General features: G+C 53.0%; 16 protein-coding genes, 1 tRNA gene and 1 pseudogene. 16 read left to right on the plus strand and 2 right to left on the minus strand.

Annotated elements, in window-relative coordinates:
• Nucleotides 1-54 precede the first annotated feature (54 nt).
• From smc to trmD, 9 genes are all read left to right on the plus strand, one after another.
• On the plus strand, nucleotides 55-3,627 hold the full coding sequence (gene smc, locus POTG_RS01255) for a chromosome segregation protein SMC (RefSeq protein ID WP_009222972.1): 3,573 nt from the start codon (nucleotides 55-57) through the stop codon (nucleotides 3,625-3,627).
• A 167-nt stretch (nucleotides 3,628-3,794) separates the two neighbouring features.
• Nucleotides 3,795-4,802, plus strand: coding sequence for a signal recognition particle-docking protein FtsY (gene ftsY / locus POTG_RS01260; protein ID WP_009222973.1), 1,008 nt, complete (start codon nucleotides 3,795-3,797; stop codon nucleotides 4,800-4,802).
• A 103-nt stretch (nucleotides 4,803-4,905) separates the two neighbouring features.
• A complete protein-coding gene (trhA, locus tag POTG_RS01265; protein ID WP_009222974.1) occupies nucleotides 4,906-5,553 on the plus strand; it encodes a PAQR family membrane homeostasis protein TrhA in 648 nt (215 codons plus the stop codon).
• 182 nt (nucleotides 5,554-5,735) lie between these two features.
• Entirely contained in the window at nucleotides 5,736-6,089 is a 354-nt protein-coding gene (locus POTG_RS01270) for a putative DNA-binding protein (protein ID WP_009222975.1), read from the plus strand.
• Between the two features lie 51 nt (nucleotides 6,090-6,140).
• Complete coding sequence (ffh, locus tag POTG_RS01275) at nucleotides 6,141-7,517, plus strand: signal recognition particle protein (protein WP_009222976.1); 1,377 nt, start codon at nucleotides 6,141-6,143, stop codon at nucleotides 7,515-7,517.
• A gap of 38 nt (nucleotides 7,518-7,555) precedes the next feature.
• Nucleotides 7,556-7,828 carry a 30S ribosomal protein S16 gene (rpsP, locus tag POTG_RS01280; RefSeq protein WP_009222977.1) on the plus strand — a complete coding sequence of 91 codons (273 nt, stop codon included), beginning with the start codon at nucleotides 7,556-7,558 and terminating at the stop codon, nucleotides 7,826-7,828.
• A 22-nt stretch (nucleotides 7,829-7,850) separates the two neighbouring features.
• Entirely contained in the window at nucleotides 7,851-8,081 is a 231-nt protein-coding gene (locus POTG_RS01285; RefSeq protein WP_009222978.1) for a KH domain-containing protein, read from the plus strand.
• 138 nt (nucleotides 8,082-8,219) lie between these two features.
• The gene (rimM, locus tag POTG_RS01290) at nucleotides 8,220-8,738 is read left to right on the plus strand and encodes a ribosome maturation factor RimM (protein ID WP_009222979.1); all 519 of its coding nucleotides are present in this window, start codon (nucleotides 8,220-8,222) and stop codon (nucleotides 8,736-8,738) included.
• Between the two features lies 1 nt (nucleotide 8,739).
• Nucleotides 8,740-9,564 carry a tRNA (guanosine(37)-N1)-methyltransferase TrmD gene (trmD, locus tag POTG_RS01295; protein ID WP_036643734.1) on the plus strand — a complete coding sequence of 275 codons (825 nt, stop codon included), beginning with the start codon at nucleotides 8,740-8,742 and terminating at the stop codon, nucleotides 9,562-9,564.
• Here the strand turns inward: trmD and POTG_RS01300 are convergent.
• On the minus strand, nucleotides 9,539-10,465 hold the full coding sequence (locus tag POTG_RS01300) for a polysaccharide deacetylase family protein (protein WP_009222981.1): 927 nt from the start codon (nucleotides 10,463-10,465) through the stop codon (nucleotides 9,539-9,541). The two genes, trmD and POTG_RS01300, sit on opposite strands and share 26 nt — an antisense overlap.
• Nucleotides 10,466-10,589: 124 nt before the next feature.
• Nucleotides 10,590-11,114 (minus strand): stalk domain-containing protein, encoded by a 525-nt coding sequence (locus POTG_RS01305; protein ID WP_009222982.1) that lies wholly within the window; start codon nucleotides 11,112-11,114, stop codon nucleotides 10,590-10,592.
• A gap of 250 nt (nucleotides 11,115-11,364) precedes the next feature.
• On the opposite strand from POTG_RS01305, the gene POTG_RS01310 reads away from it, so the two are divergent.
• The 7 genes and pseudogenes from POTG_RS01310 to POTG_RS24170 all read left to right on the plus strand — a co-directional run.
• Nucleotides 11,365-11,438: transfer RNA gene (locus tag POTG_RS01310), tRNA-Pro, on the plus strand.
• 167 nt (nucleotides 11,439-11,605) lie between these two features.
• The gene (locus tag POTG_RS01315) at nucleotides 11,606-11,866 is read left to right on the plus strand and encodes a hypothetical protein (RefSeq protein ID WP_009222983.1); all 261 of its coding nucleotides are present in this window, start codon (nucleotides 11,606-11,608) and stop codon (nucleotides 11,864-11,866) included.
• A 242-nt stretch (nucleotides 11,867-12,108) separates the two neighbouring features.
• Nucleotides 12,109-12,453, plus strand: coding sequence for a 50S ribosomal protein L19 (rplS, locus tag POTG_RS01320; RefSeq protein ID WP_009222984.1), 345 nt, complete (start codon nucleotides 12,109-12,111; stop codon nucleotides 12,451-12,453).
• Between the two features lie 119 nt (nucleotides 12,454-12,572).
• Entirely contained in the window at nucleotides 12,573-13,241 is a 669-nt protein-coding gene (gene lepB / locus POTG_RS01325; protein WP_009222985.1) for a signal peptidase I, read from the plus strand.
• Nucleotides 13,242-13,309: 68 nt separating this feature from the next.
• On the plus strand, nucleotides 13,310-14,173 hold the full coding sequence (gene ylqF / locus POTG_RS01330; protein ID WP_009222986.1) for a ribosome biogenesis GTPase YlqF: 864 nt from the start codon (nucleotides 13,310-13,312) through the stop codon (nucleotides 14,171-14,173).
• Between the two features lie 246 nt (nucleotides 14,174-14,419).
• Nucleotides 14,420-15,040, plus strand: coding sequence for a ribonuclease HII (locus POTG_RS01335; RefSeq protein WP_009222987.1), 621 nt, complete (start codon nucleotides 14,420-14,422; stop codon nucleotides 15,038-15,040).
• Nucleotides 15,041-15,111: 71 nt separating this feature from the next.
• A pseudogene (locus tag POTG_RS24170) lies at nucleotides 15,112-15,948 on the plus strand (flagellar hook-length control protein FliK); the annotation flags it as partial.

Below are 15,948 nucleotides of genomic sequence, written 5' to 3' on the forward strand. Positions count from 1 at the left end.
GTCCTCCAGGGCTTGGGGTATGTTACAATAGTCGGTAGAGGTGATCGTGAACGTATGTTTTTGAAACGGATAGAGTTAGCGGGCTTCAAATCGTTCGCCGATAAGACGGAGATGGAATTCGTCCGCGGAATTACCGCCGTGGTTGGACCTAACGGCAGCGGTAAGAGTAACATCTCCGACGGGATCCGCTGGGTGCTCGGGGAGCAAAGCGCCAAGTCGCTGCGCGGCGGGAAGATGGAAGATATTATTTTTGCCGGCAGTGACGCGCGCAAGGCCGTGAATTACAGTGAGGTATCGCTGACGTTGGACAACACCGATCAAGCGTTGCCGCTTGACTTCAGCGAAGTGACGGTGACCCGGCGAGTCCATCGCAGCGGCGACAGTGAATACTTCATCAACAAGCAGCCCTGCAGGCTGAAGGATATCACCGAGCTGTTTATGGACACGGGGATCGGGAAGGAAGCGTACTCTATCATCGGGCAGGGCCGGATTGAGGAAATTTTGAGCACACGCTCGGAGGACCGCCGCGGCATTTTTGAAGAGGCTTCGGGGATTGTGAAATACAAGAGCCGCAAACGCGACGCCCGCCGCAAGCTGGATGAAACCGAGCAGAACCTGCTTCGCATCAACGACTTGGTGTCCGAGCTGGAGGATCAGATCGAGCCGCTGAAGGAGCAGTCGGAGAAAGCCCTGAAGTACAAGGAATTGCGTGAGCAATTAAAAAATAAAGAAATTTCGCTATATGTGCATCAGATCGAGCAAATCCATGAATCGTGGAGCGAGGCCAACGCCAAGCTGGCCAAGCTGCAGGAGGAGCAGCTGGCGCTGTCGACCGTTGTTTCCGCGCATGATGCCAAATTGGAGAGCGACCGGCTGGCCCTTCGTCAGGTTGAGGATCAAATCGAACTGCTGCAAAGTCAGCTGCTCGAATACAGCGAAAGCTACGAGAAAAGCGAAGGCTACGGCGAAGTGCTGAAGGAACGCGCTAAAAATCTGACGCAAAATCGCGAGCAGCTGCTTCAATCGCTGGAGATTAGTGAAGAGCGGTTCGCCCAGCGGCAGCAGGAAAAGGAGCAGCTGGCAGCCAAATTCGCCGCAGCGGAGCAGCAGCTTCATGAACTGCGTAATGAGCTGGCGGCCGAAGAGGCGAAGCTGATCGGGGTGACCGGCGGCATCAGCCAAGCGCAGGAGGACGGCCTGAAAGGCCAACTGCTGGACATCATGAACCAGATGGCGCAAGCGCGCAACGAGATCCATTATGCTGAACAGCAGAAGGAAAGCGTGAAACGCCGGATGGAACGCGCGGAAGAGGAAGGCGTCAAATGGACGGAGGAGCTGGAACGGCTCAAAGCGCGCAAGGCTGAACTGGAGAAGGTGCTAGACAAGCTGGGCAAAGAGATTGCCGATTTGCGCGGACAGTACATCCAGGAAAGCGAACGGGTGAATTCGCTGCAGAAGCTTGTGGAAGAAAGCCAAAGCAACATCCGCAAGTGGGAACAGAAGCGCGAAGCGTTGGTTTCCCGCCGCGACACGATGAAGGAGATGGAGGACGACTACGACGGGTTTGTCTTGGGCGTTAAGGAAGTGCTCAAGGCGGCCAAACGGTCGACGTTGTCCGGTGTCCACGGTGCTGTCGCGGAGCTGATTCGGGTGCCGGAGAAGCTTGAAGTCGCCGTAGAGACGGCGCTAGGCGCTGCGATGCAGCATATCGTCATGGAAAACGAAGCGGTGTCGCGGCAGGCGATCGCCTTTCTGAAGCAGCGGCAGCTGGGCCGAGCGACCTTCCTTCCGCTCGACGTAATTCGTCCGCGCCAGATTTCCGCAGCGGACAAACGTCTACTGGAGGAAGCGGACGGATTCATCGGCATTGGAGCCGATCTGGTGGGCTACGAGCCGAGGTATGAGAACATTGTCGGCAGCTTGCTCGGTAATGTCGTCTTTGCCAGCGATCTGGAGCGGGCGAACAAAATGGCCGCACGGCTGCAATACCGCTTCCGGATCGTGACGCTGGAAGGCGATGTCGTGAATGCCGGCGGTTCGATGACCGGGGGCAGCCAGCATCGCAAGAACAGCAACCTGCTGGGGCGTAAACGCCAGCTCGACCAGCTTGCCGGCGATATTCGCGAAAGCGAGGAAATGCTGGACAAGCTGCGCAAAGGGTTGGCAGACGTACGCAGTCAGCTGGCCAAGGCCGAAAGCGAGTTAACGCGACTGCGGGAAGCCGGCGATGCCAAACGGGTAGAGGAGCAAGAATGCGCCGGTGATTTGAAACAGATCGACCACGAATGGCGCCGTGTCTCCGAGCAGTTTGAGCTCTATGGCCAGGAGAAAGGCCACTACCTGAAAGAGCTCGAGGAGCTTGAAGCGACAAAGACCGCGGCGGAAGCGCGACTCGTTGAGCTGGAGAAAGAAGAGCAAACGGTGCAGCAGTCGATCCGGGCAGCCGAGTTCGCGCGTAAAGCTAGCGAATCGGCCAAGGAGGAGCTGCAGGATTTGCTGACCGGGCTCAAGGTCCGGGAAGGCAAGCTGGATCAGGAATGCCAGTCGCTGCGTGAGCAGCTGCGCCGCGCGGAGGAAGAGTTCAAGGTGCAGGAGCGTGAGCTGGGGCAGACCCGCACGATCCTGCAGTCGATTGAAGCGGACCTGAAGCAAAACGAGGAGCAGACCGTGAAGCAACGGGAAGAGCTCAACGACTTTAAGCTGAAGAAGGAACGGGCCAGCGAACAGCTGGAGCTGGAACGCGCTTCGCGCGCCGTGCTTGTGAAGAAGCTGGAGGAAGGCGAAAGCGAAACGAAAGAGCAGCGGCTTGGGCTCAAGGCCGTAGAGGAGCAGTTGCGCCAGACAGAAATCCAGGCGAACCGCCTCGACGTGGAGCTGGATAACATTCTGCGCAAGCTGTCTGAGGATTACGAGCTGAGCTACGAGCTGGCGAAGCAGCGTTACGCCGTGCCGGAGGATGTGCCGCAGACCCAGGCCGACGTGAAGGAGCTGAAGCGGCAGATCACGTTGCTTGGGGAAGTGAATCTCGGCGCGATCGAGGAATACAACCGCGTGTCGGAACGTTATCAGTTCCTCAGCGAGCAGAAGAATGATCTCGTCGAAGCGAAAACGACGTTGTACCAGGTAATCCGCGAAATGGACGAGGAGATGTCCAAACGCTTCAAAACGACGTTTGACGCCATTCGCCGCGAATTTGTGATCGTCTTCTCGAAGCTGTTCGGCGGCGGGCGGGCGGATTTGATCTTGGTCGATCCGGACAACCTGCTGGACACAGGGATCGATGTGGTGGCTCAGCCGCCGGGCAAGAAGCTGCAAAACCTGCAGCTGCTCTCCGGCGGGGAGCGGGCATTAACAGCGATGGCGCTGCTGTTTGCGATTTTGCAGGTGAAGCCGGTGCCGTTCTGCGTGCTCGACGAGGTCGAGGCGGCGCTGGACGAAGCCAACGTGGTCCGTTTTGCCCAGTACTTGCGCGAATTTTCGGAGCAAACCCAGTTTATCGTGGTGACTCACCGCAAAGGCACGATGGAAGAAGCCGACGTGCTGTACGGGGTGACCATGGAGGAAGGCGGCGTGTCCAAGCTCGTTTCGGTGAAGCTGGAGGACGAAGATACGGTCGAAATCGCTTAAGCCAACAGAACATTCTCAAATACAATTTACGGTGGCTTGGGGGTCAAGACGACAGCTTGGCTCTCCTGCCACGTTTTTGTGTTTACGCGGTCTGGGGCGGAAAATTGCTTAGGCCCCCTGCGGTATGAGATAATTGAGTTCGAAGTGATGAAGGAGGACATATTCCTATGAGTTTCTTTAAGAAACTGAGAGAAAGCATTGCATCTAAAACGGAATCCGTAACGAAACAGTTCCGGGACGGGCTGGAGAAAAGCCGGAAAGGCTTTGTTGAAAAAGTGACAGAGCTCGTAACCCGGCGCAAAAAAATCGATGAGGAATTTTTCGAAGAGCTGGAGGAAATTTTGATTGGCGCCGATGTTGGCGTGAACACCGTAATGAAGCTGATCGATGATCTGCGGGCCGAAGTGAAGCAGCGCCGGATCGAGAACGCCTCGGAGCTCCAGCCGCTGCTCTCCGAGAAGCTGACCCAGCTGCTGCGCGGGGATGAGGACAGCGAAATGCATTTGAACCCGGACGGGATCAGCGTCATTTTGTTCGTTGGCGTTAATGGGGTCGGTAAAACGACGACGATCGGTAAGTTGGCCCATTTCTATAAGCAACAGGGTAAGAAGGTCATCCTGGCTGCCGGCGACACCTTCCGTGCAGGGGCGATTGAGCAGCTCGAGGTTTGGGGCAATCGAGTTGGAGTGGATGTCATCAAGCAACAGGCCGGCTCTGATCCGGCAGCGGTGATGTTCGACGCGGTTCAAGCCGCCAAGCAGCGTGGGGCCGATATTCTGCTGTGCGATACCGCGGGACGGCTGCAGAACAAGTCGAACCTGATGGAGGAGCTGAACAAGATTTACCGCGTCATCCAGCGCGAAATTCCAGGCGCTCCGCATGAGGTGCTGATGGTGCTTGATGCAACAACAGGGCAAAACGCGCTTAGCCAAGCCAAGCTGTTTGGCGAGAAGAGCGGCGTGACCGGTCTCGTGCTCACGAAGCTGGATGGCACGGCTAAAGGCGGTATTGTCATCGCCATCCGTCAAGAGCTCAGCCTTCCGGTGAAATTCGTTGGACTAGGCGAGAAGATGGAAGATCTCCAAAAATTCGATTCCGAGCAATTCGTGCATGGGTTGTTTGCCGGCTTGATTGCTGAGGAGGAAGAAGCTGAAGGGGAACCCAATGAGGCTTAATTGGGCAAGTCCCAGTAACACATTGCGGGGTTCCTTCGTATGATGCTCATAGGCAAACGCCCGGCAAGACAAACTAATCAAGAGAATTTTAGGAGGTGACAGGATGGCCAATACACATACGTATGACCGCCGTGAGGAAATTGCCAACGCGATCACTCACGGCATCGGCGCCTTGCTCAGTGTGGCAGGATTAGTGCTGTTGATCGTTTTTTCCAGCATGAAGGGCACAGCTTGGCACGTTGTCAGCTTTACAATATATGGTGCAAGCATGCTGCTGTTATACCTATGCTCGACCCTCGTGCACAGCTTCAAGGAAGGGAAACTGAAGGATTTGTTCGAATTTTTCGACCATTCCTCGATTTACATTTACATCGCGGGGACGTATACCCCGTTTCTGCTGGTAGCCGTTAGGGGACCGCTTGGCTGGAGCCTGTTTGGCACCGTCTGGGGGATCGCGCTGCTTGGCGTTGTGTTTAAAGCCTTTTTCGTCAAAAGATTCCTGTTCCTATCGACGTTTTTCTACTTGATTATGGGCTGGTTAATCGTGATTGCCTGGGGACCGCTGACCGCGGCGATGCCGCATCAAGGGATCGTCCTGCTGGTTGCAGGCGGGCTGGCGTATACGCTGGGAACGATATTTTATGTCTGGCGCGGATTTCCTTATCACCATGCGATCTGGCATCTGTTCGTCCTCGGCGGCAGCGTAACGCATTTCTTTGCGATATTGCTGTATCTCTTGCCGAATCATTAAGAGAACTAGGCGTCAAGCCGCTTTCCGAAGCACTGGGAGCGGCTTTTTTGCATAGAACAGCGGCTTTGGCTATGTCCTGAACTGATGTTAAGGAAAAGTGCTTGACATCCATCTCGGCATTCGGTATCATAGGAAAAGTTGATGCCTGTAAAGTGTTTTTCCTTGACGGAGGGGGTGCCCAGATGAGTCAGGAGAATAGGCTTGAGAAGACAAACCGGATCAACCTTTTGTTTGACTTCTATGAAGCGCTGCTGACGGAGAAGCAGCAGACGTTCTTGAAATATTATTTTCTCGATGATTTCTCGCTGGGCGAAATTGCCGCTGAGTTCGAGATCAGCCGTCAGGCGGTTTATGAGCATATCAAACGGGCGGAAGGCATGCTGGAAACGTACGAGGAGAAGCTGGGTCTGCTGAAGAAGCACGAAGCGCGGAGCCTCGTGTTGTCCCGGTTAGGGCAGCTGGTCGAAGACAGCGACATGTCCCCGTTACATAAAGAAACCGCAAGAAATTTGCTTCGCGAGGCGGAGCAATTGTAAGATGACAATAGGAATACGGAACGATTCTTATAGAGATGGAGGTGACGAGGTATGGCATTTGAAGGTTTGACAAGCCGTTTACAGAGCGTGTTCAGCAAGCTTCGCGGCAAGGGCAAAGTTTCCGAGGACGATGTGAACGAAGCGATGCGTGAGGTTCGCCTCGCGTTGCTGGAAGCGGACGTCAACTTTAAAGTCGTCAAGGAATTCATCGCCAAGGTGAAGGAGAAGGCGGTCGGCAAAGAGGTGATGGACAGCTTTACGCCGGGCATGGTCATCATCGATATCGTCAACAAAGAGCTGACCGAGCTGATGGGCGGAAGCCAAGCCAAGCTGGCTCGCAGCAATCGGCCACCAACTGTCGTGATGATGGCGGGTCTGCAAGGGGCTGGGAAGACGACAACCTCGGCGAAGCTGGCCAAGCTGCTGCTGAAGGAGAATCACCGGCCGCTGCTGGTCGCAGGGGACATTTACCGTCCGGCGGCAATCAAGCAGCTGCAGGTGCTCGGCGAGCAGATCAAAGTGCCGGTGTTTACGTTGCCGGAGGGCAACAGCCCGGTTGAAATTGCCCGTCAGGCGCTGCAGCATGCGAAGGATAACGGCAACGACTATGTGTTGATCGATACCGCAGGCCGGCTGCATGTGGACGAAGAGCTGATGGAGGAGCTGCGGCAAATCCATGAAGTGACGAACCCGGACGAGGTCTTGCTCGTGGTGGACGCCATGACCGGTCAGGACGCGGTTAACGTTGCGGAGAGCTTCAATCAACAGCTGACGCTCACCGGCGTCGTGTTGACCAAGCTCGACGGCGATACCCGCGGCGGTGCGGCGTTGTCGGTTAAGGCCGTAACCGGCTGTCCGATCAAGTTTGCCGCGCTTGGCGAGAAGATCGATGCGCTGGAACCGTTCCATCCGGAACGGATGGCATCGCGGATTCTTGGCATGGGCGACATGCTGTCGCTGATTGAGAAAGCCCAAGCCAACATCGACGCGGAAAAAGCGAAGGAAATGGAACGGAAAATGCGCAATGCGGAGTTTACGTTCGAGGATTTCCTGGAGCAAATGGAGCAGGTGAAGAAGCTGGGCCCGCTGGATCAGCTCATGGACATGATCCCCGGCATGGGCAAGATGAAGCAGATGCAGAACGTCAAGGTGGACGAGAAGCAAATGAGCCGGGTAGAGGCCATCGTGCATTCGATGACCAAAGAGGAGAAGCAGAATCCCGATATGATCAATCACAGCCGGCGCAAACGGATCGCTGCAGGCAGCGGAACCACGCTCGCCGACGTCAACCGCTTGATCAAGCAATTTGACGAGATGCGCCGTGTGATGAAGCAGTTCTCCGACATGATGGGGCCGAAAGGCAAAGGCAACAAAATGTTAAAGCAATTAAGCAAGGCTGGCAAAGGGATGAGATTCCCTTTCCGTTAATCGATAGCAAGGTTCATTCTTAGAAGGAGGTGAATTTCGTGGCAGTTCGTATTCGTTTGAAACGTATTGGTGCTCATAAAGCTCCTTTCTACCGTATCGTGGTTTCGAATTCCCGTTCCCCGCGTGACGGTCGTTTTATCGAGGAGATTGGTTACTACAACCCGGTTGCTGAGCCGGCCGTAGTCAACATCGATGAAGAGAAAGCATTGAAATGGCTCCAAGACGGTGCACAAGCATCCGATACCGTTCGCAATCTGCTGAGCAAAGCAGGCGTTATGAAGAAATTCCATGAGCTTAGACAGCAGAAATAATTGCTGATTCGGAGGGTCGTAAATGGAACAATTAGTCGGCGTTATTGCGAAGGCTCTTGTTGATCATCCGGACGACGTGCGCGTAGATGTCGTGGAGAAGGACCACCTGATTGTGTATGAGCTTTCCGTACATCCCGACGATGTAGGGAAGGTTATTGGCAAGCAGGGGAGAATCGCCAAGGCGCTTCGCACCGTCGTAGCATCGGCAGCGGTCAAGATGGATAAGCGGGTCACCGTGGATATCATGTCTTGAACGGTAACTTCATAATGGTAGACGAAAGCGGGTTAGGATGTTTGTCCTAGCCCTTTTTCGTACATGCTGAAGCAGAAGGATCCTGGCAGTTAGGACAAGCTGCGAGTATGACGAGGAGATAGCACTTGGGAGGTTAATATGTCGGATTCATTGTTAACGGTAGGCAAAATCGTAAATACACACGGGATACGCGGGGAGCTTCGCGTGCTGTTGCAGACGGACTTTCCGGAGGTGCGCTTTGCTCCGAAAAGCCGGCTTCTGATCGTTCATCCCGAAACCGGGGAACGGCTGGAGGTCACCGTACAATCGGCGCGGCCTTACAAACAGATGTATATTGTCAAATTCGTCGAATTCTCCAACATCAACGATGTGGAAAGGTTCAAAGGCCGTGACTTGAAGGTGAGCAAGGCGGAATCGGTGGAGCTTCCGGAAAACGAATATTATTTCCATGAAATCATCGGCTGCAGAGTTGTTTCCGATGAGGGGGAAGAGTTAGGTGAAATCGTGGAGATTTTGCGGCCCGGCGCCAATGACGTTTGGGTGGCCAAGCTGCCAAACGGTAAACAGCTGCTGCTTCCGGTGATCGATGACGTTGTATTGGACGTCAACGTGAAGGAGAAAATCATTACAGTGCATATGATGGAAGGACTGTTGTAGGATGCGCGTGGATGTGTTGACCTTGTTTCCTGAAATGTTCGCCGGCGTATTTGGCAGCAGCATCCTCGGCAAAGCTCAGGACAAGGGCATTGTGTCATTCAACGCCATTAACTTCCGGGACTACGCGGGTAATAAACACGGGACCGTCGATGACACGCCTTATGGCGGCGGCGGAGGGATGGTGCTGAAGCCGGAACCGATTTTTCGTGCGGTTGAAGATTTGCTTGGACGGGAGGTTGATGGGGAAACCGGAGATACAGTGAAAGATCCGGCAGCTGCTGCAGAACCTGACCTGACGCCAAACCCTTCCGTTCGTCCACCGCGCATTATCCTGATGTGTCCGCAAGGCGAGACGTTTACGCAAAAGAAGGCGGAAGAATTGGCCCAGGAAGATCACCTGATCTTTATTTGCGGCCATTATGAAGGATACGACGAACGGATTCGCCAGCATTTGGTCACCGACGAGTTATCGATCGGCGATTATGTGCTGACCGGCGGCGAGCTGCCGGCGATGGTTGTCATCGACAGTGTGACGCGCCTGCTGCCCGGGGTGTTAGGCAATGAAACAAGCGCGGTCACCGATTCGTTTAGCACCGGACTGCTGGAATACCCGCATTACACACGTCCCGTTGAGTTTCGCGGCTGGAGAGTGCCGGATATTCTGCTCAGTGGACATCATGCCAACGTCGATGAATGGCGGCGCAAGGAAGCGTTACGGCGGACGTGGGAGCGACGCCCCGATCTGCTTGAGAAGGTGGAGTTATCCCCTAAGGACTTGCGCTGGCTGGAAGAAATCAAAGCTAATGCTCCGAAAGGGAAGGATTAAGTAACTTCTCCATGTCTGTGTCCGATGTGACCGTTAAGCGGTTTAAAGCCATTAACCGGTCACCGGGTTGAACAAAGCCCTGGCGAACGGTGAAAGCCATGCGGTAGCCGTTCTCCTGCAGCTCATAAATCATCTGTTGGGATTTCTCGCCATACGGGTAAGCAAAGTAAGGAGAGTCGACCCCATTTTCCTTCATCTTGTCGATATCGGCTTGGATCAACGTGGAGTCTAGCCCTGCGGATGCAGCAACCCCGCATTTTTGAAAGCCTTTGTAATGCAGATTGTACGTGTGGCTGTGAAACTCGAATACATCGCGCGCAGCATGGATTTCTTCCTTTGAAAGATACGTTTTCTTCGTGGGATCAAAGTTTTGGGTTTCTTCTTCGATTTTACTGCCGATGACAAAGATGGCTGCTTTAAATCCATAGGTTTTGAGAATCGGATAAGCGTAAATATAGTTATTTTGATAGCCGTCATCAAAGGTAATCACCACGCTCTTGGCCGGCAGGGAGATTTGTCCTCTGACGTATTGTTCAAGTTCGCTTAAAGAGGCGGTATAATACCCCTGCTCATGCAGATAGGCCATCTCTGCTTCAAAAGCCTCAAGATTGATGATGGATTTGTTGCCAGGCTCTTGATTGTATTGCTTCGGGGTTATGTAATGATACATCAGTACGGGCACTTGTGCGGCGGTGCCTGGGGCAACCGCAAAGTCCTTCGGCAGGGTGGGATATTCCTCATGCTTCGCATGGCTTGAAGTAAACACCTTCGTTTTTACCATATCCCATGTGGTACAAGCCTTACGGGCCATTACCGTATTCGGATGGGTCACTGCGGCCGAATACACAAAAATCGAAATTGCTGCGAAAAATAGTACATACTTTGCTAATCTTCTTCTCATTTCTCCACAAACTCCTATTTTTCTCTATTAGATCTATTTTATTCGCTCTCTCCAAAAAAGTGGTTACGATTTGTTAGCCTACATCAAAACCAAAAACCCCCGGTAGATTTACCGAGGGTTTTGCTTATTCGAATGATTCGACGATATATCCGGCGGCGATGACGTCTTTTTTGCTTAACACAATCGACCCCAGCTCTTTCTTAACAGTGATCAAATGAGACTTGTTCGTAACGACAGAAGTCGTTTCTCCATCCTTAAGGTTTGCGGCATTAAGGCTAAATGCGGTTTCGCCTCCCGCGCGAACAACGTATACATTGGCGGTATCTTCAGATTGCGAAGCGGAAAGGCGCGGGTTTGCAGCGATCAGATCGGATAAGGTGATCCATTCCTTCTTTGAACTGAACGAAATCGTTTTGGTCGCACCATCGTAGGTTGTGCTGTAATTAAACAAGCTTGCGGCTTCACGAATCGGGACATAAGTCGTTCCATTAAAGACCAGCGCATCCGCGGTCAGCTTGGTTTGCCCATTCACCACGTAATTGAAGTATTTGATGGTCGCTTTGACCGTTTTTACCGCAGGAGCAGCCCCCGCCACGGATGCCGAGCCAATTAAGGCACACGCCGTAACCGCGAGTACGAACTTTTTCATTCGATTCCCTCCAATCGATTATCGTCCTTTAAAAATATTACATAGAAGCTTATCTAATGATATAGGATTTGTGGGTTATTTTGCTGGGAGCAGATCGGACGAAGGGACTAGCCCTAATCCAAGAGAGATTGGGTCTTAGGCTTGCGCCTAAGCTCTTGCGAGGGTGCGCGCTTATGGCTTATAATGGAACTACGCGATTGACATAAGGTTAACGTTGAACGGCAAATCGTTAACCACCATGAGTGATTATCGGGGTATGGCGCAGTCAGGTAGCGCGCACCCTTGGGGTGGGTGAGGCCGTGGGTTCGAATCCCGCTACTCCGATCTTTAGCAAACCGAAGGAACAGGCAAATTTCAATTGAATTTTGCCTGTTCCTTTTTTATACCGCGCAAGCTATCAAGACAGTTGCCTCAAACCGTTAGTCGCCCATACCGTTCGTCCACTGCTCTCATACTATGCATTAGCTTGCATAAGGAAGGGGAACAAGGGAATGGAAGAGATATATTATAATTGCTTACAATGCATGGGGAAGCGTGTTCGGATTTTAACCCGTGATGGGGCTGTACACGAAGGCACGATTGTGAAGGTTGACCGGAACAACGTATATTTAAAAAAATCGGGGAAAGGCCGGGCTCAAATCTCGGCATTTTATCCGCCCTACTATGGTGGCTACGGGTACGGTCCTTATGGAGCGGCCGACGAAATTTTGACGCTGAGCCTGTTCACGCTCTTGGCGATTGCTTTAATTTAAGGTTAAAACGTTCGCCTCCAAGGGATTGGAGGCATTTTTTTGTTCAAAATCGGATAAGATAAATTTAAGGATATCCCCTGTTAACCCTTGCGTTGTTAACCTTATATTTTTCTTGCGAAGCCTATGAGATTATGGTACAATTCAATTTGTTGTGAATTCGGTGGTCCGCTGCGGATGATGAAGAAGAACAAGAGGTTCTTTGGAAGAGGCATGAACACCTGAGTGGAAGGAGGGAGTCCTAGATGAATATCGTACAAGCGATTACGCAAGAACAGCTTCGCAAGGATATTCCGAGCTTTCGTCCTGGTGACACTTTGAAAGTGTACGTTAAGGTTATCGAGGGATCTCGTGAACGTGTCCAATTGTTCGAAGGTGTTGTGATTAAGCGTCGTGGCGGCGGAATTAGCGAAACTTTTACGGTTCGTAAAATTTCGAACGGTGTAGGCGTGGAAAGAACTTTCCCGCTTCATTCCCCGAAAATCGATAAAATCGAAGTGGCTCGCCGTGGTAAAGTGCGTCGTGCGAAGTTGTATTATCTTCGTGAACTTCGCGGTAAAGCAGCGAGAATTAAAGAAGTACGTCGTTAATTTTTCGTTAACGAAGAGGGGGCTTGTATCCAATCAAGCCCCTTTGCTTTTTCTTCGGGAAGTTTCGAGATTCACTACCTCCAGTACATATTTTATGAGATAAGGAGAGGTCACGATCCATGGAGAAGCATGAACGTCAGGGTTATCCGGAGGTTTCGCCGTCTTCCGGACGGGTGGAGCAGTCGCCAGACGGGCCAGGAGCGGTGCAAACGCCGCCTGCGGGCAAGAAGGAAAAAAGTGAGGCGTTGGAGTGGCTGAAAGCTATCGCCATCGCCATTGTGTTGGTTCTCCTGATTCGTTGGCTTTTCTTTGCTCCGTTTATTGTCGACGGCCCGTCGATGCAACCAAACTTTCATACGGGGGAACGGATCATCGTGAACAAGATCATTTACGATATCCGCGCTCCAAAACACGGTGAAGTCATTGTTTTCCACGTTCCGTCGGAAGGCCGGGATTTCATCAAACGGGTCATCGGCGTCCCTGGAGATACCGTCCAAGTGGAAGGGGATACGGTGACGGTCAACGGGAAGGTTGTAGATGAAACATACATTAAAGATGTTGTGGTAGAGAAGCATAATAATAACGAGCTGTACAATACGGAGGCGAATTTTCCGAACGAGCTGGTTCCGGATGGAACGGTGCCGGAAGGATACGTTTTTGTACTGGGGGATAACCGCTCGAATAGTACGGACAGCCGACGGATCGGTTACGTACCATATAAAGACATCGTAGGTCGGGCAGATTTGGTGTTCTGGCCGCTGTCGGACCTGAAGTTGATCCGGCACTAGATGCTGGGAAAGTAGAATGGGAGAAACGTGAGAGAAGGCGCGTTCTTGGGACAGTGAGGTGAAGGTATATGACAATTCAATGGTTTCCCGGCCACATGACCAAGGCACGCCGGCAAATCCAAGAGAAGCTGAAGCTGATCGATGTGGTCATCGAGCTCCTTGACGCGAGGTTGCCTCTGTCGAGCCGAAATCCGATGATCGATGAGATTTTGCAAGGCAAGCCGCGCTTGATTGTTTTAAATAAATCCGATTTGGCCGATCCTGCGGTGACGCGGCAGTGGATCGCTTATTTTAAAGAAGAAGGGCATCTGGCCGTTGAAGCCGACGCGGCAAGCGGGCAAGGCCTAAAGGAAATTCCCCGCTTGGCCAAGGAGCTGCTGAAGGAGCGGATCGAGAAGCAAATCGCCAAAGGTATCAAGCCTCGGGCGGTTCGCGCTTTAATTGTCGGAATCCCAAATGTCGGGAAATCCACGCTGATTAATGGTTTAGCGGGTCGTAAAATTGCGGCGACCGGCGACAGACCCGGCGTCACTAAAGGTCAGCAATGGATTAAGGTAGGGACGGAGATGGAGTTGCTCGACACGCCGGGCATTTTGTGGCCGAAGTTTGAAGATCAGAACGTCGGCTACCGACTGGCTGTAACCGGAGCGATCCGCGAAGAGATTTTGAATGTGGAAGACATCGCTTTTTTTGCCGTAAAATATTTAGTTCGGTATTACTGGGAACCGTTCAAAGAACGGTTTGAACTGGATCAACCGCCGAGAGACTTCGACGATCCGGACGAAATCGTTGCGATCATGGAAGCAGTGGGGCGAAAACGCGGTTGCCTTATCAGCGGTGGACGCGTGGATTTGGAGAAAGCATCGGGGATATTGCTTCGCGAATTGAGAGCCGGCAAGCTGGGCCGATATTCGTTAGAATCCCCCTATTAATAAATGCATGCCGCTGGCAGTTTGAAGTTTCTACTTCAGATTGTCGGCGGCTTGTTTTTTTAGCGAAAGGCTGTAGAATCGAAAGAGGATTGCCGATAAAATAAGGGAAGCATCGTAAAACATAGATGAAACCGATAGGATGATGGATGCGCTCCAGGCGTGGAACCCTCATTTTCGCATCTAGAGAAAGAGAACAACATAGAACAGCTCACCACGGGGGGAGTTTCGCGAGTAAAGGGAGGCATTATGGAAGATTTATTAAAATATGAGCGCGAGTATTGGCAAGCGGGATATTCGCATATTGCGGGGATCGATGAAGTGGGCAGAGGCTGCTTGTTTGGAGATGTGGTAGCGGCTGCGGTCATTTTGCCGCAGGGGCTCGTGCTTGAGGACGTTAACGATTCGAAGAAATTAAGCGCCAAGAAGCGGGAGAAGCTGTTTGATCTCATTATGGAGCAGGCGATTGCCGTGGGGATCGGATCCGTGGATGCGGCGACCATTGACCAAATCAATATTAAGCAGGCGACAAGGCGGGCGATGAAGCAGGCGGTAGAACAACTGTCGATTCAGCCGGAATATCTGCTCATCGATGCAGAGAAGGTGGATGTGCCCATTCCCCAACTTTCAGTAATCAAAGGGGATGCCACCAGTCAGTCGATCGCAGCCGCTTCGATCGTTGCCAAGGTGACACGTGACCGTTTGTGCCAAGGCGAATGGGATGCACGATATCCGGAATACGGAATCGCCGTACATAAAGGTTATGCAACCAAGCTGCACCGTGAACAGCTTCTGGCATTGGGGCCAACGCCCATGCATCGCAAGAGCTTTATGCGCAATTTGTTCGTTGAAGAACAAACTTTGTTTTAACCGGCCTTTCTTACCCGCTGTCGATGGAGGCGGGTTTTCCATATCTTCAATCCAGTCTAAGGGGGGAGCTTATGAATATCGGACCGCTGCTGCGCAGTATGATGGGGGACGTTCGTTCCGGGGAAGCGAAATCGCTGGAACTCAAGACGGGGCAAGTGGTCCGCGGCACGGTGTTGTCCGTCTCCGATGATGAGCAAGTGGCCGTCATTCAGGTCCAAGGTGTGAAGCTTCACGCTGCCTTGGAGACGCCGATGCGTCCAGGAGAAACGACGCTCCTGCAGGTGCAGCCGGAATCGAAGGACGGACTGGCGGTCTTGAAGCCAATTTCCGCAGACCCGGGGACTGTCCTGTCTCCTGCTTCTCTCGCCAAGGCGCTCGAATCGCTGGGACTTGAGAATTCGCCGGCGAACCGGGAATTCCTGCAGATGATGCAGAAAAACGGAATTCCATTAACACGGGAAAATTTTGCGCTCCTGCAAAAGGTCTCCGGGCTAAAGCCGGCTGGAGTACCATTGTCGGAGTGGATTCAGGCGGTGGGTATCGCCTTTGGACGGGGACTTCCGATCACCGGTGAAACGGTAGCGGGGCTGCATCAAGCTGTTTTTGGCCCTCCGCTGCACGTCCTGCTGTCCTCGCTGGAGGAGCAGATCGCCAGCTTTTTGCGCCAATTGGGGCCGGAGATGACCGGGAACGAGGGGCAACCCCGCTCAGGCCCGGCAGCAGCTGGCTCATCGGCTCAGACAGGGCAATCGGCATCCCCCTTGCTTGCGGGGGGCACCGCTTCTCCAGCGCCCGGGTCGAATGCCGGGACGGCCGCCTGGGGAGCAGCACAAGCAGGGACGCTGCCGAACGGCGGAGGAGCTCCGCCGAATCAGGCGGCGGGGCTGATGCAATTAGCCCGGCAGGGC

Origin of the sequence: Paenibacillus sp. oral taxon 786 str. D14, from assembly GCF_000159955.1 — a bacterium.
In the GTDB taxonomy this organism is placed as follows: Bacteria; Bacillota; Bacilli; order Paenibacillales; family Paenibacillaceae; genus Fontibacillus; species Fontibacillus phoenicis.